Consider the following 20,705-nt stretch of genomic DNA (forward strand, 5'->3'; position numbering starts at 1 on the left):
AGAACTCTACATTTGATCGTCAGCATCGTCAGCGTTTGGTGTTGCTGACGATGCTGACGATAGATCAGGGGCTTTGTCGCAAACTTTGGCCGGCATGTTGCACCTTCGCGCGGTTTGATCCAACTGGTGGTTTGTCTGTGACAACGTCTAGGAGTGTCCGATGATCGACTTCAAAGGTGCGCACTACCCACAATCTGTGATCCTGTTCGCAGTCTATTTCTACGTTCGCTATGGCGTCTCATACCGCGACCTGGAAGAGATCATGGCAGAACGTGGTGTGTCGGTTGATCATTCTACTCTGAACCGCTGGGTCGTGAAATACTCACCCGAGGCCGCTCGCGAGGCACAGAAACGGAAGGCCAACACCGCCGAATCTTGGCGTATGGATGAGACGTATATCAAAGTCCGTGGCGAATGGGTGTATCTGTATCGTGCGGTAGATCGCGACGGGCAAACCCTTGATTTCATGCTTTCCGAGAAGCGAGACACGAAGGCTGCAAAGAAATTCTTCGCCAATGCTCTGTACAACAATGGTATCCCGAAACGGATCACCATTGACAAAAGCAGAAGCAATGCGGCCGGGACCAAAGAGGTCAACAAGATCTTCAAGCGGCTGCGGATACCTGTAAAGATCGACACCGTCAGATCAAAGTATCTCAACAACATGATAGAACAGGATCACCGTTTCATCAAAAGGCTCACGACACCGATGTTGGGGTTCAAAAGCTTCGCCTCCGTGCAGCGACACTTGCCGGGATCGAGGCCGCCAACATGATACGCAAGGGGCAGCTTGGCCAGCTGAAGTGTGGCTTTCGTCAGTTTGCTGAGCTCGCGGGATAAATCCGTCCAGACAGATCAGTCGCTCTGATCCATGAAAAAATTTGCGACAAAGCCACTCTTTGATCCTGAATGAGCCTCGGGAAGGCGGCGGGTCTGGCTTGGCTCGCCCGGCAAAGCAACCGAAATCTGAAACTTTGCGACACTACCCACCGCGGGTGCTGTCGCGCGGAACGAAGCGCTACGAGCCTGCAAATATCTTGGGCGAGCGCAGTGGCGGCGGCTGACAGGATTTCACCGCCGAAGCCGCGCAGAGACAAAGATGAACTGCGTCAAACTGCTTGGCCAAGGCCTCATGGCCCGAGATTTCGACCGACAGGTCGCGGAAATCCAAGTCCGTGTCGCGGTGCTCAACCGCTACACCGCTCTTGGCATACCTGTCACTGAAGCCGTAGGCTAAGTCCGTCCGGGCAAAGGGGAAGTGCGTTCACGCCGCGATTTGTGCAACAAAGCCATCTACGACACCATATAGGTAAATCCACTCCCAACGAACCTTGAGATAAGGTCCCATCCATGCGCCAGGATTCCGCAGTGTTGGCCTTCCGTTTCTGTGCCTCGCGAACGGCTGCTTCTTTAATGTCCCTCCGCAGCGCTGGGAAGGAGACGCGCAGGCAAGAAAGCGCTGAAATCGGGGCCATGCGAGCGCAGCGTTGAAATATACAAGCAAATACGAGAGCCTCGACACTAGGTCTAGAGCTTTGAAAAAGCCGGGTTTCTAACAGTAGATTTTAGTTGAGCGGATCGGGTTCGAAACCGCTGTTCCGGATGTACATATGAATCTAGCCTAGAAGTGAACTCGCGATGCGCTACGGAATTACGACAGGCCGCGCCCATCTAAACAAGCTGCAGATGATGTATGAGGGCGACGCCGCAATCCCGGGTTTTGCGGGCACCAATCCGACGCCGGGGTTTGCGGCGGAGCTCGATCTGCTTGATGACAAGACGCAAGGCAACCGCGAGATCAATTGGTTTGTCCTTCCGCCGTTCATGACCAGCAGCGACATGGCGGCGTTCGCCGGACGCTACTTTCACGGCCATGCTACCGATGACGAGGTCGCCGTTGATGAGGCGTTTTGCCTCTGGGCCCACGGAGAGGGAGGTGACGCGGAAGTCCCCGAAAAGATTTTTCCCATCCAGCGCGCGAATGCAAAGTGGCAGGCGGCCACCGGGCGCGACGCCAGAATTCTGGCGAAGCTCGAGGCCGAATCTACCCTAAATGCCATCGCGGCGGCTTTGAAGGTCGGCGACCTGATCGCACAGGGAAACACACTGGTCGTCTATCTGGAAACAGCGCCGGGGAAGCTTTCGCCTCACTATTGGAGGCACTGGTCAAAGGCAGTCATGAATTACGGCTATTTAGATTCTGCCGAGTCAACGGCCCATCCGTTTTATCCAGGGATCATTTGCGACTTCGAACTCTATGGCACCGCACCGGACGGCGTGACGGACACCTATTGGCCAGAGACCGCTGTCCGCAACGCCCTAGGCGCACTTGCAACCGAAGGACCGGTCGGACCTGAGCCAGAGGACGGGCAGGAGGACAACCGCCCGATCAAAACCTGGCTTCAGCCCGCGCCCATCAGCATCTGGGCGCGCAGAATGCCGGAGGCGGCGGAGGTCGTTCCGCTGATGTCAATCGGATGGTTCAGCAGTACCACGGACTTGCCAGTGCATTTCCGGCGCGTCTGGGATTGCGCTCTGGACACCATTCCGACGGATGATCCGGCCCTGACCGACAACGAGATCGACATGCTTAGGCTCGTGACGATTGATGAGTCGCCACCGGTCACTGACGGTCCGGACCCGTTGGACTGGGCTTTGCGCCCACAGAAAAGCTATCAGATCAACGGGCCGGAGCCGGAGGGGGATTACAATTTCACCAGGTCCGATGGCGTGCCAAACGTCTTTTGGTTCACCGATACCAACATTGCGTCGGAAGACATCAACACGCCGCCCACGCAGATCGGATTGGACCATCTCGACCCGGCGAGCCGGGCGGACTACGAGCGTGCCAGTGACACAGAAGTGGAGATACGCTTCCTGCAAGACGTCTTCACGGCTCGGACCCCACGCGAAAACTCCGATGGCGGCACCGATTTCGAGCATGACCCGATCGTTCATAAACCAACGTTCACGGGCCGGTATTTACCGCCAAGGGGCGGGCCTGACTTGTCCGCTCAGGAAGCCAAGGACATCGCTGCGGGTGGCCTACAGGTGGTGAGCTTGTACCAACAAGCCGCTGACCCGCTGGGCTCGGCTGATCCTGCGCACCGGATGAGAGAAAGCTCCATGCGCCAAGCCTTTGAAAATGCCATGGCAGTTGGCCAACCTCCATTTACTCCAATCTATTTTGCGGTCGATGTCGACGTTGACGGCGACAATTGGAAGGAGGCGGAATGGCTCAAAGATGATGCCGGAAACGTCCTCAGCAAAATCGGGCCCGACTTCGCTGCGGTGCTTGGATTCTATCGCACGATCCGCCGGGTCTATTTTCGCGACTACATCGTCCAGGACGGTGCCCTGCCCTATTACATCGGAGCCTATGCGCCTGTGAAGGTTCTCCACGCGGTCTACCGCGCTGGGTTGGCGACGCATTTCTGGCAGTCCATGGCCCATACCTTTGGACGTCCGGTTGGGGTTCCCAAATCAGGAAACCAGGCCGACCGCTGGTTCTTCACATCTCCTGGCCTTCGTGCCTGGCCGCAGGCGAACCTCTGGCAAATCCGGCTGGCCTCCGCCGGCCCCACCGGATTCTGGACTTGGCCAAAAAACGCGGTTCTGGCTGCACCGCCTTTCCCGCAGGACGATGAAGCTGCATCCTGGTGCGACATCAATGTCGCCTGGGGCAACCCCGGCGGCTGGGAGCCAGCCTCGGTCGCAATTCCGCTGCTGCCGGGTGATGGTGTGGGTGGCGCGGCATGAGCGACCAGTTCTTGGACGATATGCTGGCGCTGGCTTCGCGGATTTTGTCGCCGTTGTCGGACGCTGTGCAAAGCACCACTTCGTTGCGCGCTTTCCTGGATGACTTCGGCTGGCGGGCCGCTGCAATTGACGACGCGGTTTTGGGCCGCTTTACGGCGGTCGGCTCCGCTGTGGATGGGCTTTCTGATGCCGTCAGCGACGGTGAGGGTCAGATGGTTGCTCTGCAAAGCGCAGTGGCGGCGCTGCACAATCTGGGCGACCTGCCGCCCATGGGCCAAATGGACCATCCGTTTGACGAGGCCGCATTCTGGCAAAGCCTACCTGAGGATGTTCTTGCCCTCCTGCTCTTCGAAGGCCTGGCCGAGGAAACCCCAGGCTTCTTCGGCATTCTGACATTCCTCGGTGTCCTGCAGCGCAAGCCGGAGCCAGCGGATGCCACAACCGGACGCCTAGTCTATGACAAGCGCATAGTCGATTGGGGCGCGCTCGCGCGCGCGCTTTCGGCCCCTGACCAGATCTTGCCTGAAGTCTATGGCTGGGGCGGCACTTTTGATCACGCGACTTTCCTCGATGCCCTTGAAGGCGCGCTGAGTGGACTGGGGGCAACCGCGAGCGTCAGCCGCGCCGGTCCGGACGTGCTGCGTCCGGAGGTGACGGCGGATAACCCGCATGCCATTGACATGAAACTGCTGACGGCCATGCCACCGATCACCTTTCGGCCCGGCGATGGAACCCAGATCAAACCTGCGATCCTGATGACACCGTTGCCTCCGGACAGCCAGCCAAGCGGCGCGCCAACCGGTTTTGCCCTGTCGCCGACGGTCTTCGGCGGCGCAGCGGCCAGTATCGGCATCCCCGACAACGACAGCCCGGTGACACTGGCGCTGGCAGGTGACTTTGCGACCGCTCCGTTGCGAGTCGGGGTCTCACCGGACGGTGTTCGCATGCTGAGCAGCCGCACCGACATCAATGTCATCGCCGACATCGTCTGGGACACGGTCGACGCGCCGATCCTTGTCCTGGGCAGACCCGAGGCCACTCGGCTGGAATTGGGGGGCGCGGGTCTCGGTTTGGGTATTGCCGGCGCGCTGAACGATCCCGAATTCACCCTGCACGGGGAGATTGAGGAAGCTGTCATATATCTCGGCGCGGGCGAAGGCGACGGTCTGCTCAACAAGATTCTAGAAGCGATCGAGCTGGAAATCCCCTTCGAGGCAGGCCTGAATTGGAGCAGCAAAAGCGGGCTCGAGATCAGCGGCGGTTTGGGCCTGAGCTTTGTCATTCCCATCGACAAGACCCTCGCCAACGTGCTGACACTCGATCAGGTCAACATCTCGCTTTATGGCGATCTGACCGAGCAAGCCACGGTGATGACGGCAACGGTCGATGGATCGCTGCAGCTGGGGCCGCTCTTTGCCGGAGCGGAAGGCGTTGGTGTCAAGGCCACTGTCACGCCGCGCAGCACCGCTGATCCGGGCAACCTAGGTTCGGCACAGATCGACTTTGGATTTCAGCCACCATCCGGCTATGCGCTGTCACTGAACGCTGATCCCATCACCGGCGGCGGGTATATCTCGGTTTCCGATCACGAATACCGCGGCGCGATGGCGCTTCAGTTCGAGAATTTCGGCTTTTCCGCCTTCGCGATCCTGACCACTCAGATGCCCGAAGGCGAACCGGGTTTCAGCTTTGTCGGGTCGATCTTTGCCGAATTCACAGTGCCGTTGGCGTTTGGGTTTTTCCTCACCGGAGTCGGCGGCTTTATCGGCATCAACCGTACCATCGACACCGACGCGATGCGCGAGGTGTTGTTCGACGGACGGCTGGACGGGTTGCTGTTCCCGCCGGACCCAGTCGAAAGTGCGGGACAAATCCTGGACGACATGGCGCTAATCATGCCGGCAGAGGAAGGCCAGCACATCGTGGGCCCCTGTGTGCGGATCAGTTGGGGGCAGCCGAGCCTCATCCATATCACCATGGGCGTGCTTCTGGAGTTCGGTCAGGACGTTCGGATCGTGATCCTGGGCGGGGTGTCGATGATCCTGCCGGACGAGGACAAGGTCCTGGTATCGCTCAAGCTGCAGTTCATGGGCGAGATCGACTTCACCGCCGGCACCATTGACTTTGACGCGACACTGGAAGGGTCCCGTGTGCTGACGTTCGCAGTGGACGGCGACGTGGCGATCCGCACCGGTTGGGGCAAGAACATCAAGCAGGTGGCAAGTTTCGGGGGTCTGCACCCGGACTATCCCAAGCCTGACAACCTGCCAGATCTGGCGCGGCTGTCGATCAGCTTTGGCGGTAACAACCCGCGTTTGACGTTTTCGGCCTACCAGGCGACGACATATAACTCCCTGCAGGTGGGCGCCCGGGCGGATATGTACGCGCAAGGTCCCAAGGTGCCGCTGTTGGGTCGGGTGGCGGCCGACGGGTATGTGGCTTTCGATGCGCTGATCTATTTCAACCCGTTCAGCTTCCAGGTTTCGCTGCGCGGCAGTCTGCGCATTCTGGTCGATGGCAAGGACAAGGCCAGCCTCTACTTCTCGATCGAGCTGCACGGACCCAACACCTGGTACATCAACGGCGAGGTCTGGGTGAAAGTCCTGGGCATCAAGGTGCGTTTCGCGGTGGAGCATCGCTGGGGTCAGCGCGAGACCATCGAAACCTTTGTGGCCAGCGCCGTTGATCTGTTGCGCGACGCAGTGGAGCGCTCCGAAGGGTTTCAGCCGGTCGAGCAGTCGGGCGCAGGGCCTGCGGTGAGCTTCCGCACCCTGGCGGATGAGAACAAACCCGTCGACCCGCTGGGCGGCCTTCGGTTCATGCAATCGGCCGTGCCGTTGCAGATTACCCTGCAGAAAATCGGCGAGGCAGATGTGTCCGGTCCGGCGGAGGTCGATATTCGCGTGCTGAACAACGGTACCGCGCTGGACATGGTGCCGGCAGAGACGGAATTTGTCCGCGGTCACTTCTTTTCGATCAGCGACGCGCAGCGGCTGTCGGACCCGGTCTTTGAATTCCACAAGGCGGGTTTTCAGTTCTCTGACGACGCAATGGTTAGCGGTCCGGCATTGGTCGAGGATGAATATGCGTATGAAATCATTGAAATACCGCTCCATGACAGCGACCAACCCGCACGCGTTCACCAGGCGGCGCTGTCGTCGGCAACGTTTACCAGGGTGGCTGCCGGAACGCTGCACCGCGACCTGCGCGGGATGACAGCGCAGAAGGCGCAACTTGCTTCATCGGCGCCGGTGACGGTGGCCCAGACATCGTTTGTGACAGAGGACGTGGTGGCTGGCCTCCAATCGAAGGTCACTCGGGGCGACAGCCTAAGCAAACTGATCCGGGAAGCTGACGCTGCAAGCCCAAGCCTGACCGTGCAACGGGAAACGGCGGGTGACATACCGGTCGCCAGTTACATAGCAGCGTAAGAGGGAGAGGAATATGAGCGTTGGAAAATTCGCCTTTCTTCCCAACCTCCGCAGCGGCGCGGCGGCGGGTGCCGATCTGGCCGGTATCCGGCCCCGCCTGAGCTATGATCTGGAAATTCTCGGCAATGGCAGCGTCCGGGGATCCGCCGTTCCGGTTTCATCAGACTTGATGGGGCCGGGCGACGTGATAGGCCTCGACCCAGGACAGATCATGCGGGTTGAGCCTGAGGATGCCAACAAAGGCTTTGAGCCCAACTATTTCCCATTCGTACAGCTGAAGGACGCAGACCTGCCCTGGCGCTACACACTGGACAGTGGCGCGGTGAACCGCCTGACCCCCTGGCTGGTGGCCATTGTGTTGAAACGCGATGAGTTCAGTTATCTCGATCAGGGTTCTGCCTTGTGTCCGCGGATCGAAGTGACGTCCGCCGAGGCGAGCCTGCCCAATCTGGACCATGCCTGGGCCACAGCACATGTGCAGGTGGAAATGGACGGGGTCAGCGGTACTCCGGGAGAAGTGTTGCACGACGATTCCGGGCGCGGGTTTTCGCGGCTCTTGGCCTGCCGCAAGCTGGAACAAAGCACGGCCTACACGCTGTTTCTGGTTCCCAGCTACAAGGTCGGCCTCGAAGCGGCGCTTGGAGCAGAGCCCGACCCCGGTGATGGCGCCGCTCTGGCCTGGAATCACGCGAGTGGTAACGCGGTGATCCTGCCCTACTACTACCGACACACGTTCAAGACCGAAGGCGGCCAGGATCTGGAGGCGCTGCTGCGCAAACTCCGAGCCATCCGTGCCGATGAGGCCGACGAAGCGGGCGCACCGCTCTGGGTCTCTGGCGAGAATGTTGGGTATTATGAGGGGCTTGTCTCGGCGGGCTACATCTTTCCCGCCCAAGCGGCGCTGCGCCAGCCGGATGCGGTCGTGCCCAAGACGGATACGCCGGACAATCTTGAGGATCGGATGGTCGCCACGCTTGCCACCGTACTGGCAGATCGCGATGGAGATGTCGACGGCAAGGGTGAGGACCCTTTGCTGACCTTCCCGGCCTACGGCGCACGTTACGCAGCAGCCGAAGAAGTATCGAAACAGCGGGCAAGGCTGGGGTTTTGGTTTGACCGAGTCAATCTGGACCTCAAGTTCCGTGCCGCAGCAGGGCTGGGTCACGACATCGTTCGCGCCAATGACGAGCATTTCGCACAACTCTGCTGGGAGCAGTACGACGAAATCCTGGCCGCCAATCAGGCCTTGCAGCAGTTACAGGTGGCAAGCATTCTGGCCAGGCGACTGGACGCCAAGCATTTCAGCCGTCTGGCGTCCGAGACGGCGGTCCAGCTTTCCCAGCCGTTGACGGCGTTCGTACGGGTGGACCCGTCAGATGACACCGCGCCTTCGGTCAGGATGCGTTTTGAGCAAATGCGGCTGCCCGAGGGCTTCACCTCGCTGTCGATGCGCCGCACGCTCTCCCGCAAGCCCCAGCGCAGTGACGGGGGCGGACGGGTTGTGCCGATGGCTGCGATGCCGGGCGATGAAACCCCCAGCGCCAGCGCCAAGCCGCGCGAGGATGGCGCATTGTGGCGTCGCGAGCAACGGCTGGCAGAGGGCGGTGAACGCGGCGAGGTGGCGAAGGCGATGGAGGGGATCTTCAACCCCGAAACGCTTGGCCAAAAGCCGCGGCCGCAAGTACCTGGAGCTGTGGTCGGCAGCTACGCGTCGGCTGAGATGGCAAAGCTGGTCGGCGACAAACTGGTCGCCCTGCCCCGGCAGAAGGCCGACCACCTGATCGCCGGCCGCACGGCGGCGGAGGAAGAGGTCGGAGGCATTATCTGGCGTGCGCCGCGCGTGCCGGAGCCATTGATCGACTACCTGATGCGCATCAGCCGCGACGGTGTGCTGTCGAACGCAGCGGCATTGCCCGAAAACACCGTGTCGTTCTACGAAGAAAACCGTCATTTCGTCGAGGCGCTGATGGTCGGTGCGAACCATGCGATGAACGAAGAGCTGCGCTGGCGCGAGTACCCCACAGACATGCGCGGCACCGTATTTTCCCGGTTCTGGAACCGAGGCGCAGCGCCTGAAGATGCCGGAATGGACGACATCATCGAAATCCGGGAGTGGAGCAAGAAACTTGGCACGCACTCGAACCCGGCGGACGCCGACGGCAAAGCCAACCTGGTCGCCGCTATCAAGGGCGAAGTCGTGCGCAAGCTTAAAGACCCGCTGGTCGTGATCAGCATTGCGGCTGGTGACGAATGGGATCCGAACACGGCGGAGGATTACGACCCAGTCTTTTTCGGAAAGATCGGGCGCGATTGCGTCTATTACGGGTTCGACGTCAGCCGCGACTTCATTACGTCCGACTCGATCAGGGACCGCGCCTATTTTGCCATCTACGAACCCCCAGCCAGGCTGCGTTTCGGCCTCGACGTTGGCAACACAGGCATCCGCGCCTCTCGTCCGCTGGTTCCGGACGAGGTGCTTGCCATGGAGACCCCGCCGGCGCTTGAAACCTGGGATGACATGTCCTGGGCACATATGCGGATCACCGACGCGGATTACGTGGATTTCAGCAAGAGGCTGACAAAGCCAGCGCAAGAGACGAAGAACTACTGGAACCAGAGCAAGCAATCGGCCGGATTGGCGCGCTCGTTCTGGCAAAAGCCGCTGGCCGCCCTGCTGCCGCTCGGGAGGGTTTTGTGATGAAACGACCGAACCGCAAACAGAACTCCCCAAAAAAGCCAGCCCAGACCGGCGGAAAAACCACAGGCGGCGTATTGCTGTCAGGTGACGAGCGCAAACCCGGGGGCAACGGACCCGAACTGGTCAAGGCGCCTCTGATGCTGATGCCGATGCGTCTCGAGTACCGGCTGGTGAGCGAGCAGGACAATCTGAACGTGCTGAGCCCGCACCCTGAAGCTAAGAGGCTGATGGAGATGCGCGAGAATCTCAGCCTGACGGATCCGAGGGACGAGAAAGCGATGGACGCAATGAGCGCGGATATCGCCGAGCTCTCGGCGGCGATCAGCGAGGCGAAGCCAGTTATTGAGCCTGCCAAGCTTCAAGGCGAGCGCGAATTGTGGATACGCTGGTACCCGGACGACAATTTCGCCGAGGCTGGCATCGCGCCGATTTCCGAAGACGAAAAGACTGCGCTACAGGCGGTGTTGGACCATCCGCGTGTCGGTGATTGGCCGAAGGTCGACGATCCCGGACTGGTGGCTGTCTGGTCAGAGCTGGTCGCGATGACCGGAATGGCGCGCGCCGTACATTTGATGCGCACGCAGGGCCAAGGCGGCGATCCATTGTGGACAAGCCGGATCGGCCGCATTCCTGCGTTACCCAACCGGGTGGCGGTGTTCGCGATGATCCAGGGCGATATGATCCAGCTGGGCGAAGGAGCGGAGATCTCGCCAAACAAGGACTGGGGCACAGGCCAGGTGTCCTACTCTCCGGCCGCTCTCGGTACTGCAAGCTGGGTATCGGATTTCGAAGCTGCCGTGGCGCTTGGTATGGGGGTCAAGCTGCGCGATCCAAGCGCGATCAAACAGGCGTTTGAGGCGAGCTGGCTTGTATGCGTCGGCCTCAGCGACGAAAGCGGAACCGAGACGATCACCCAGTGGCTGGCCGACCGCGTCGCTGGTGGCGGGATCAGCTACCTGCCGCAGGACACGCCCACCAATAACACACCGAACGCGCTGGCGGGTCCTGATGATGGCGAAAGCGCCTACGCTAAACTGAGCCCCCACACGAGGTGGGAACTCGGACTCTTACAAAAAGAAAGGCTTGGCGCGTCCTTGCTCGCGGACGCGCTCGGCATTGAGGAAAGCGCCGCGATGCAAGCCAGGGGCGCTGACGAGGACGGCCACGCCGAGGCTGCGGCAATGATCCGCGTCATCGGCCCGGCGTTAGTGGATGGTGCGCTCGCCGCAACTTCGACAATGAACGACGTGACCGATACGAGCTTTATTGAGCTTCTGGCGCAGCACGTTCACGTTCGTGGCCTCCTTCCCAGCCTGAAAGTGGGCAATGGTGCCTATGGCGTGCAGCCGGTGACCGACAGTCTCGTAAGCCCGGCGGGCAACTACGAACTGACGAGCGCCGAAGAGGCGTATCAAGAGTTCATCCGACAATACGCAGAGGGTGTCAAAACCCTGCTGATGCGGGCCTCGGACGGGGTGACGCTGCGGATTGAACCGGATGATCCGGACGCTTCGGAAAAACTGACGGATATCCTCCAGACCTCTCGGGTGTCGCGGCGGCTTGACGTGGCCGACGAGGGTGAGCACGAGGTGAGCGGCCTGGGTTGTCCCTATGTGGAGGGTGTCGGCGACGATCACAAGCCATCCGCATATCTGCGCGATCTTGGCGAAGAGAGGCTGGACGATCTGCCCGAGCCTGATGAAAACGACACGACGTGGCCTCTGCTCTATCGACTGGCGCATCTGAGTGCGATGCGCAATCGCGTACTTGAAGTGGTGAAAGGCACCACCAGATTTGTCGGGCGCGGCAATCTGCGCCAGGTCCAGGGTGGCTGGAAATCTGGCCTGAGCCCCTCGCAGCGTGCCGCCGTGAACACGTCGCTGAGCCATTCGGTTGCGAGTTTCAGGCAGGCTTCAAACCAGACACTGCATACAATCCCGAGTGCGATTTTGCCGCAGTTGCGCTCGGTGAATGCCCGCTTCGGTGATGCGCTGTTGACTCTGCGGGGGGTCGCGGCGCGCAATGATGGTGCGGCAGAGCTCGAGACACTGATGATGGAGGTGGTGGACTTGTTCCAGCATCGCCTGGACGCGTGGATCACCGGTTTGGCTTCGATCCGGCTCAAGCACCTGCGCGACGATCATCCAGAGGCAGGGCTGAAACTCGGCTGGTACGGTATGCTCGGGAAGTTGCGCGAAACCTCGGCCACCGGCGGCAGCGACGGCTACATTCAGGCGCCGGGGCAGGCGCAGGCCGTGAGCGCGGCGATCCTGCGATCCGCATATCTGCGCAACCGGGCAGAGGGAGCGTTCGAGATTGACCTCAGCGCCCGACGCACGCGGTCTGCGCTGAAGCTGATGGACCACATCCGTCACGGCGTGCCGCTGCCCGAAGCACTTGGCCTGCGGGGCGAGCGTTTCCTGCGCGACCGAGGCAAGACGCCGGTGACTTACGAGCTGCGCGAGAAGTTCCCCTTGGAAAATGTCGACGCGGACGGAAAGGGCAAGCGTGGCCCGATCGGGCGGCGGTGCTTTGACGGTCTTGCTCTGGTCGAGGCTACAGGCGAGCTCACGCCAGAGCAAAGAGATGTCAAGATCCGGCTTGCAAATGATCTGGATGCGCTTTCGGACGTGGTTGTGGCCGAGGCCGTGCACGCCCGTGCCGGCGGCTCGGCTGAGGTCGCTGCGGCATGGTTGCGCGTCTTGTCCGGTGGACCGATCCCGCACCGACCCGAATTTCTGCGGACACGACGCAGCGGTCACGCATCAGACTACCGGGTTTCACTACTTCTGCCACAGACGGCGCCGGCGAAGATGGGCCCGCCACTGGCCATGGCGGAATACGGTCTGGCGACGATGATCAACCAAGCGGTTCCGAGGCTGGAAGAGATCCTTGCCACCGCATCGCTCATTCGGGATGGCGAGGTTCTGCACAAGGTCAGCGTTTCGATCGGCAAGCACTTGGAACTCGATGGTGTCCATCTGGGCAAGCTGGGCGTGGACGCACTGCGACGGCGTATCGAGGCGTATGCAATTGCTCACTATGTGGCAAATACCCGGGTCGAAGTGATGTACAAACAGGGTTGGATGCCTGATCGTCCGGGCTTCGTGGCGGCAGGCATCGTAATCGAAACCGAACTGGGCAAGGCGGCCGAGGCAACGGAAAAGGCAGCGGGGCTCTGGCGCATGGCACATGCAGGCCAGCCACTATCGCCCGGCGACCTGTCCAACGCCGCTGATCCCGCGCATCCGCTGGACGAAACTCAGCATAGTTCTGCGCTGATGGGCGCTGCGGTCGATATGTGGGCGCGCGCCGAGCGGTTGGAAACGGCCCTGAGGGTAGAACGGAGAAAATATGCCTCGCTGCTGAAACGCATGTTTCTCGCTATTGCCGAGCGCTACGAGAAGCCGGGATCGGCGTGGGGCGAATCCCGGTCGAACGATCGGCGTTTACGCCTGCAGGTGGTAAAGCTGCATAGGTCTCTCGCCGCGCTTGAACGATGGTCTGTTAACGGCGCCGGCCAGCGTCCGGCACCGGAACGTCTGACCGAGGACATGGTCGGTTGGGAAACAGCCCTAAGGCAGAATTTGTCAGCGCTCGATGCGCGGCTTCGCGACCTGTCAAAAGCACGCAAAGGCCGGGCCGGCTCGGCAGCGACCCTGTCCGAGGCGCGGGCCGAACTGAACGCCTCGATGGCAGCAGTGCGCTTGATCACTGGTGTCGAGACGTTGGCGCTGTTCCCGGTTTTTGGCAAAAGCGCGCCGTTGAGCCCGCTGCTGGAGGCACAGCAGGCGGCGAGTGATGCGCTTGGTCCCTGGCCGCAGTACCGCGCACGACTTGCGGGGCTTCTTGAAGAGGTTGGTCAAAGCCATTCCGGCTATGCGGTGAGTGCTGGCGCGACTGCGGACGACGCCGACGACGAGTTGAGTGATACGCGCGACGAGTCCCTTGCACCACGCGCTTACCACCGTGGTATTTTTCTGTCGAAAACAGATGATCTGGGCGCGGCGACGATCAGCGGACTTGTCGTTGATGAATGGGTCGAGAAACGACCCAGCACCCAGCAGGACGCCGCCATCGCAATCAACTATGACACGCCGCAAGCGGAGGCGCCCAATGCACTGGTGCTCGCCGTCCCAGAAGATCCATTTGCCCCGCGCTGGGACACTTCACACGCCGCTGCAATGGTTGGCGAGATGATTGACCTCTTGCGCATCCGCGCCCTCACCACGCAGTCGACACCTCTGACCGACACGATTCTTCCGCTCTCCAACCTCGTGGCCCATGTCGGCAGCGGTGCTAACGAACGCCCGCGCATTCCGGAGGCGAAATTCAAGTCCGTGTTGCACGAATGGTTCTCTGCGCCCGGCGTGCACAACGTGGTTGACGTGAGCAATCTGCATACCATGGGTGAGAACTGGAACCAAACAAATCGCTTTGGCCGCAATAGGAAGCAGGGATCATGAGCGCCTCGGGATCACAGCAGCTCTTCAGCACCAATGTATCGGCTGATCTGAACACGGCTTTGGAGGCGCGCACCAAGGACCCGCTCTGGTACCTGGCCCGGCAGTGGCAGCTGGGGGAATTTGAGGCTGAAACCGGCGGTTTGCCGATGCAGATTCACGTAGAGGCCCGCATATATCCGCTGGAGACCTGCCAGGTTGGCGGCCGAAGTGTGGATGTTTCGGCGCACGCTCCGCTAGAATACCTTGTAGAATCCGAACCAACCGGCCAGACGGTGCGGCCCGACGGCTGGAAGCCGTCTGCGCTTGAGTATGGTTTTAGCCTCTCAACCGATCGGCACAAAATGGAGGCGCGGGGCTACGATGGCCGCGCGATGGATTGGCATGATTTCAGCCTGACGCTCCAGGGCGGGTCGCCGGGTGAAGAACAAAGGCTAGAGATGGTTCCCGGTCAGCTTCAGATTCGAGGGGTGCCCGAACCACGATTCTGGGAGATCGAGGATCGCGAAGCCTACTTCGATTCAGGAGAGGGTGCGGAACCAAACATACTCTCCCTTCTGCTGCCGGAGTTTTTCTACACCGACATGAAAAACTGGTACACAATCCCCGCGCCAATGCCGTCAGGCGCTGTGCGCGAGATTGAAGACGTTCGTGTCGTCGACAGCTTTGGCGTTGTGTCGTCGGTCGACCCCGTCGGAGCCCAGTCAGCGCCCAGAGACGATCCATGGTCGATCTACGCTATGAATCTGGGCGACGAGGAGCGGACAAATTCCTCGACGCTGTTGTGTCTCAACACTGCAGCGCGAGTCGGTGAAAATGATCTTATCGAAGAGGTACGCTTCCTGCGGGACGAGGCCGCGAATTTGATCTGGGGTTGGGAACGGCAACTGACTGGCTCGGACGGGCTCTTTGCAACCGTCCTGGAGCCCGGGGAGGCGATCCATGCGGATGAAGCTGACGCGCTGGCCTCAACCGCAGATCTTAGATTCCGGTTGAAGTCCGAAACAGCCCGGTCGTTTATCCCGTACCTGCCGCGACAGACAGCCGGTGTCCCTGCGGTCGATGGCGACATCGCGCTTCGCAGGGCGCGGTCGAGCGAGGCTTACTCGTCAAAAAATCCCCAATACCGGGGCGAGATAATTGCCGAGAGCCTATATTTGAACGAGGAAGACGTTCCACGGTCAGGAGTCAGGGTGCGGCGCCTCCATCGCTTTGCACGAGGAAGCGATGACGAGGTATACTTCTGGATTGGCCGCGACCGGAATATCGCCGGTCCAACCAAAAAGCCGAAGCTGACCTTCGACGATCTCCTACCGGTCACTGCCGATAAGTGAGCTGGGGATATGCACGCCGCGGACCCTGAGGGGCGGCAATTTAAAGCGTCCTGCCGAAAACCTGAATCGTTGGGATTCCCATTGGTTCTGATTTGTGATTCATCCTGTTTGGGAGGATGGATCATGTCAGCACCTTTGCCGGATGCGCTTCGGGCGCGGTCTCAAAAGTTGATTGAGGAAGGGTTAAGCGGTCGCGCTGCGTCGCTGCGGTTTAGGCTTTCGCCTGCCACCGGGGCGCGCTGGGGACTTGCAATCCGGCGAACCGGACAGGGGTTATCGCAGACCTTCACGGCTGGCGATACGTTTTTCATCAAAAAAGGGAGCAGGTTGATCTGGGAGATCACAGAAAAATTGCGGAAGTACTACATGATCGTCTCTTAGGAAGTTCGTATTACGAGGCGATCGCTGCGATCAAACTATGACCAAAACGGGCTCGGAACATACATTCTCCGGTTGCTGCACGAATGGCAGCTATGGGTTGCGAACGGTGTCCTAGAGCCCTGAGCGGGCTTCGTAATCAGCCAGTTGGAGTGAAGAGCCGCATCTACTATTGTCAAAGCATGTCGAGCAAGGGACAACAATTGCAACGAAAATTGGCGGCAATACTGGCCGCGGATGTCGTTGGGTATTCGGCGCTCATGCACAAAGATGAGCAAGCTACACTTCTAATGCTTGATCACCTGGAAAGTGACATTGTCACCCCAACAATAGCGGGCCAATCAGGTCGGGTCGTGAAGAGCATGGGTGATGGTTGGTTGGCGCGATTTGACAGCGCGGCGCAAGCTGTGACCGCAGCAATGCAGCTACAAGAGCAGTTGGCTGAACACTCGTTAATGAACATGCGGATCGGTGTTCATGTGGGTGACATCACAGAAAAAGGTGACGACATTTTGGGTGACGGTGTAAACATTGCCGCGCGCCTTGAGAGCATTGCGCCAACCGGTGGCATCGCTATTTCTGAACCCGTACACTTGAACATTGAACACACTCTGGCAGACGCGTTTAAAGCTGTAGGGAAGAAGAAGCTCAAGAACATCGAGCGCAGCCTGGATGTGTGGATTCACGATGGACCGCACCAGGGCGCATCGCAAAGCTCGCATTCTTTCACAGAGACGAGCTTGCCAAAGCTCTCCATCCATCCTGTGACGTGCAGCGACCAACGCACTGAACTAAAGGAAATGGCCGCAGCTCTCACTTCAGATTTCGGTTCTTATTTACGAACGATCAACTGGCTAAACGCGGCGATATCCTCCACGGAGCCACCAGAGGGATATACGCTTCGCGGCATGCTGCGTGGACACGGTGACCGATTGCGTTTGGAAGCCCGCTTAAATGATCCTTCTGGTTCTGAAATCTGGACTCAGAAGTTCGACGGTTTGGTCGAAGCTATCTTCGATTGGCAGGACGAGGTCGTAGAAAAGCTGTTGGATGCCGTTAGTGGGATCTTGATCCAGTCTGAGACCGCAAAACTCTCCGCATTGCCAGAAGACGAACTGACCGCCGAGCAGTGCGTCCTGATGGGCATGATCGCATGGTCTGATGCCGGCATCGACAGCTATGAAGAGACATTGTCGTACCACGCCAGGGCCATCAAAGCCAAACCAACCCTCGCTGCCGCCTATGCCGAAGCCATTTGGACAATGAATGGCGCAAGAACCTATGATCTTCGTCGCGAGCTGTCATCTTACTATGAGAAATTGCCACGCTGGATCGAGGCCGGACGGCAGATGGCAGGGCAAAGCCCAACGCTTGATCTGAGTGTTGCAGTGGCTGACTACAATGTGGATGGGGATGTGGATCGACTTTCCGTGGCGCTGGAGCAAATCCGGCAACGAGCGCCATTAGATGCCCGCCTGCATTTGTTTATGGGTTGGGGATACAACTGGGCCGGGTTTCCTAAGATGGCATTGAGTTGCTTTCAGACGGCGCTTCGGTTGGGCCGATATGGAGCCGTTTTCGTGGGTGCTTCCGGAGGTGCCGCCACCTCTTGCGTAATGCTTGGTCGAGACCATGATGCTATCGCCTTTGCAGAAGCAGGTCTGCGCTTCTCGAAAAACTATGCCGCGCTCCACAGCACGAGGGCCGCTGCTCACGCAATGCTTGGGGAACCTGAGAAAGCGTCCGTGGCTTTGGCGCAAATGCTGCAAATGGAACCTAGTGAAACGATTTCGAAGTGGCGTAGCAACGTGGACTATGGCGGCTCTGAAGGCGCTGAACGCTACTTTGAGGCACTTCGCCAGGCAGGGTTGCCAGAATAACGGTGCCGGAAGCAAGTCGCGCTGACAAAACCGGCAGCTTGATCGCGCATCTTAGTAAATGCAAAGCACGGATTTGAATGTCCGCTTCGGGCTGCGCCAAGCCAATCGAACGGATTGCAGATAATGGTGACTCTGGGCTCATTTCAGAAGTGTACTTTTGCAGATGCTCGTGCTGAACGTCCAATCGATGCTGTGGACGAGGTGGCCCTGTTGAATCTAATGTCATTACAGTATCGGCGGAGTTGGGCGGGTTATGGCGACATTTGTATTGGTCCATGGAGCGTGGCAAGGGGGATGGTGCTGGGCTCGCGTAGCCGCGCTTCTGCGCAGGGAAGGCCAAGACGTTTTTACCCCTACACTGACAGGGTTGGGTGAACGTGCTCACCTCGTGAGTGACGAAACCGATCTGGCCACGCATATAGAGGATGTGTCCGGGATCAGCACCTTTGGGCCTGATTAGAGCATGGGCTTCGCTGCGTTCTTAGTTACCACCGCAGCCAGCGCGAGAATTTCGACGGGTTTCTATGCGATATGTTGCGGATTGCCGATGAAATCCTGTTTGAACAAGCCGCTTAACCTCCTGACTGGAAGATGTTGCGGCGTTTTCCAATGTCGCAGTTGGGCTCAATCCGGACATCCGGCACCCCTTTCGAATTACTGATGTTTCTCCTGAGCAGTTTCTGGCATGGCGAAGCGGTCCAAAGGGATCTCCGCAATGGCGGTGATCTCGATCAGCAACCTGGGATCGTATAGCGATGAAACTTCTAGAGTGGTCGTTACAGGATATGGTGCTTCAAAGAAGCTCGTTCGTACTTCGCCACAGCGCATGAATTTCTGAATATCTGTTGTGAATTGCTGAAGCGATACGACGTCGCTCATCCTTCCGCCCATCGCGCCAAGAATGCTGGATATATTCTGCAAGACTTGACCGACTTGAGTCTCCATGTCGCCGACGCCGACAATCTGGCAGTCTAGTCCAAGCGCAACTTGCCCTTTGAGATAAATCGTTTGCCCATTGCCTGAAATGACAGATTGGGAGAAAGCCCCGAAAGGACGCCAGACATTCGGTGGATCGAAGCTCTTTGCCATGTCGCGCCCTTCAAGTCCTGAAATTCTACTTGGTTGAATACTCTCAGACTACTTCGACCCTCGAAATCCGTCCAAGCAAGGTATGTCCTAATACAGCTTAATCAGAAAAGTCGACCTTCATGCTCAGCGTATTATCCTGCGCTTTGGGTTCCGCAACGGACATCCGACTGTTTTGGTTAGCTGACCGGTTGTAGTCCAGAACAGGTATTGGACTTGGGCTGCTCATGGAACGAAGTCAGACCGTGGCGGAAGCGCAACAGAAATTGCTCGCTGTGAACCATCAAGGGCTGCGCTCTGTAGCAATTCCAATCAGTGGGTGAAATGCGATTAACTATGCTGGCATGGTGTTGATCACGGACTGGATCACCACCTTGCATTCCAGCCCGCCGAGTGCGCCTGATCTGCCCAAGTCGAGCTTAGCCCCGTAGGCGTTCAGCAAATCGACCGCAATTGCCAGCCCCAATCCGCTTCCAGTGACAGAGGTGTCCAGCCGCCCTCCGGATCGCAGGGCTTCCCGTCGTGCGGCTTCGGGAATTCCTGGTCCGTCGTCCTCGATGCGAATTTCGATGTTACCCTCTTGTTGAATGGCGGCTAATCTTACGGAATTGCGGCACCATTTCACCGCATTATCCAGCAAGTTTCCCAAGACCTCCTCAATGTCCTGCGTGTCCATGCGAATCCACAGATCCGGATCACAGCTGACACCCAGAGTCTTGCTTTCCCGTTCAGCCATTATGGAAAACAGCCGCGTCAGCCGGTTGATGGAATTTGACAGATCTGTTCGGGAATGGGTCAATTCCGCAGTGTTCATCGCCCGCATTCGTGCAAGCGACCGAGCAAGCTGTGCGTCGATCCGATCAAGGGCCTCTTGCGCGGTGTCGATCGGGGTGCCGGTATCGGATAAGGCCACCAATTCATTGCGCAAAATCGCGGTTGGGGTCTTGAGCGCATGCGCCAGGTCGGCGGCTTGTCGTCGGGACCCAGATACGATGTCCCGATTGCGGCCCAGGAGTTGATTCAGATCTCGAACCAGAGGAGACACTTCCTCAGGGTAGTCTGAAGGCTTGAGGTCTTCATCCCTGTCCCAGCGGTGGGCCACATCGCTTCGCAGCTTTCGAAGTGGCCTCAGGATTACAGACGTCAGAAGCAGCGATCCGGCGACGCCAATCAACCCAACCAGTGCGAATACCGGCAACAGGCTCTGCTGTGTGACACGCCGTTCCTCAACCAGCTGGTCTTGGCTTTCGGCTACACTTACGCCCCAAACCGTTCCATCCTCATAGGTGATTAGCTGATAGACGCTGCGAACTGCTTCGTTTTCGGGGCCCAGAGTGTTCCAAATGGTCGGCGTGTCCGGGGAACCCCGTGGCTCGGCTATGGTTTCGCCAAAGAGCGAGGCGGATGCAAATATCTCGCCGTCACGGCTGGAAACCTGCCAATACCGCCCAGAATATGGCGCGCCATATGCCGGATCGAACATCAGGTCACGTAGCGCCTCGGGGTTGTCGGTTGCCACATTCAGCCCCACGACGAGCTGCGTGTGGCGATCCAGCAGCGTGGTGTCAAACCGGTCTGAAACCCTTGTATCAATGTACGAGAATACCGCGAGCGTGCCTACCCCAACGGACAAAGCCCCGGATGCTATCCCGCCTAACAATGCCCGTTGACGCAGG

The 20,705-nt window shown here is 59.1% G+C and carries 10 protein-coding genes and 1 pseudogene; 9 read left to right on the forward strand and 2 right to left on the reverse strand.

Annotated features, from left to right (window positions below):
* The first annotated feature begins 160 nt into the window (after nt 1–160).
* The 9 genes and pseudogenes from AB1E33_RS22245 to AB1E33_RS22285 all read left to right on the forward strand — a co-directional run bounded on the left by AB1E33_RS22245 (nt 161) and on the right by AB1E33_RS22285 (nt 18,403).
* Nucleotides 161–840, forward strand: a protein-coding gene (locus tag AB1E33_RS22245) for an IS6 family transposase (protein WP_372579445.1) whose coding sequence is annotated in 2 segments (ribosomal slippage) — nt 161–743 and nt 743–840 — 681 coding nt in all. Because the reading frame shifts where the segments join, the coding sequence is not laid out codon by codon here.
* Nucleotides 841–988: 148 nt separating this feature from the next.
* A pseudogene (locus AB1E33_RS22250) lies at nt 989–1,237 on the forward strand (IS5/IS1182 family transposase); the annotation flags it as partial.
* Between the two features lie 401 nt (nt 1,238–1,638).
* Entirely contained in the window at nt 1,639–3,759 is a 2,121-nt protein-coding gene (locus AB1E33_RS22255) for a glycoside hydrolase domain-containing protein (protein WP_372579446.1), read from the forward strand.
* A complete protein-coding gene (locus AB1E33_RS22260) occupies nt 3,756–7,190 on the forward strand; it encodes a DUF6603 domain-containing protein (RefSeq protein WP_372579447.1) in 3,435 nt (1,144 codons plus the stop codon). Before AB1E33_RS22255 ends, AB1E33_RS22260 begins: the two co-directional genes overlap by 4 nt.
* 13 nt (nt 7,191–7,203) lie before the next feature.
* A complete protein-coding gene (locus AB1E33_RS22265) occupies nt 7,204–9,888 on the forward strand; it encodes a hypothetical protein (protein WP_372579448.1) in 2,685 nt (894 codons plus the stop codon).
* Nucleotides 9,888–14,354: a hypothetical protein gene (locus AB1E33_RS22270; protein WP_372579449.1), complete on the forward strand. Its 4,467-nt coding sequence runs from the start codon at nt 9,888–9,890 to the stop codon at nt 14,352–14,354. Before AB1E33_RS22265 ends, AB1E33_RS22270 begins: the two co-directional genes overlap by 1 nt.
* Nucleotides 14,351–15,685, forward strand: coding sequence for a hypothetical protein (locus AB1E33_RS22275; protein ID WP_372579450.1), 1,335 nt, complete (start codon nt 14,351–14,353; stop codon nt 15,683–15,685). The genes AB1E33_RS22270 and AB1E33_RS22275 overlap by 4 nt, the downstream gene beginning before the upstream one ends.
* 530 nt (nt 15,686–16,215) lie before the next feature.
* Nucleotides 16,216–17,943 carry an adenylate/guanylate cyclase domain-containing protein gene (locus AB1E33_RS22280; protein ID WP_372579451.1) on the forward strand — a complete coding sequence of 576 codons (1,728 nt, stop codon included), beginning with the start codon at nt 16,216–16,218 and terminating at the stop codon, nt 17,941–17,943.
* A gap of 253 nt (nt 17,944–18,196) precedes the next feature.
* Nucleotides 18,197–18,403, forward strand: a complete 207-nt coding sequence (locus AB1E33_RS22285; RefSeq protein WP_372579452.1) for an alpha/beta fold hydrolase — start codon at nt 18,197–18,199, stop codon at nt 18,401–18,403.
* A gap of 194 nt (nt 18,404–18,597) precedes the next feature.
* On the opposite strand, the gene AB1E33_RS22290 is transcribed toward AB1E33_RS22285, so the two are convergent.
* Both AB1E33_RS22290 and AB1E33_RS22295 read right to left on the reverse strand, forming a co-directional pair.
* A complete protein-coding gene (locus AB1E33_RS22290; protein ID WP_372579453.1) occupies nt 18,598–19,032 on the reverse strand; it encodes a RidA family protein in 435 nt (144 codons plus the stop codon).
* A 331-nt stretch (nt 19,033–19,363) separates the two neighbouring features.
* The gene (locus AB1E33_RS22295) at nt 19,364–20,662 is read right to left on the reverse strand and encodes an ATP-binding protein (RefSeq protein ID WP_372579454.1); all 1,299 of its coding nucleotides are present in this window, start codon (nt 20,660–20,662) and stop codon (nt 19,364–19,366) included.
* Nucleotides 20,663–20,705 lie beyond the last annotated feature (43 nt).

This window comes from Ruegeria hyattellae (genome assembly GCF_041537925.1).
Taxonomy (GTDB): domain Bacteria; phylum Pseudomonadota; class Alphaproteobacteria; order Rhodobacterales; family Rhodobacteraceae; genus Ruegeria_C.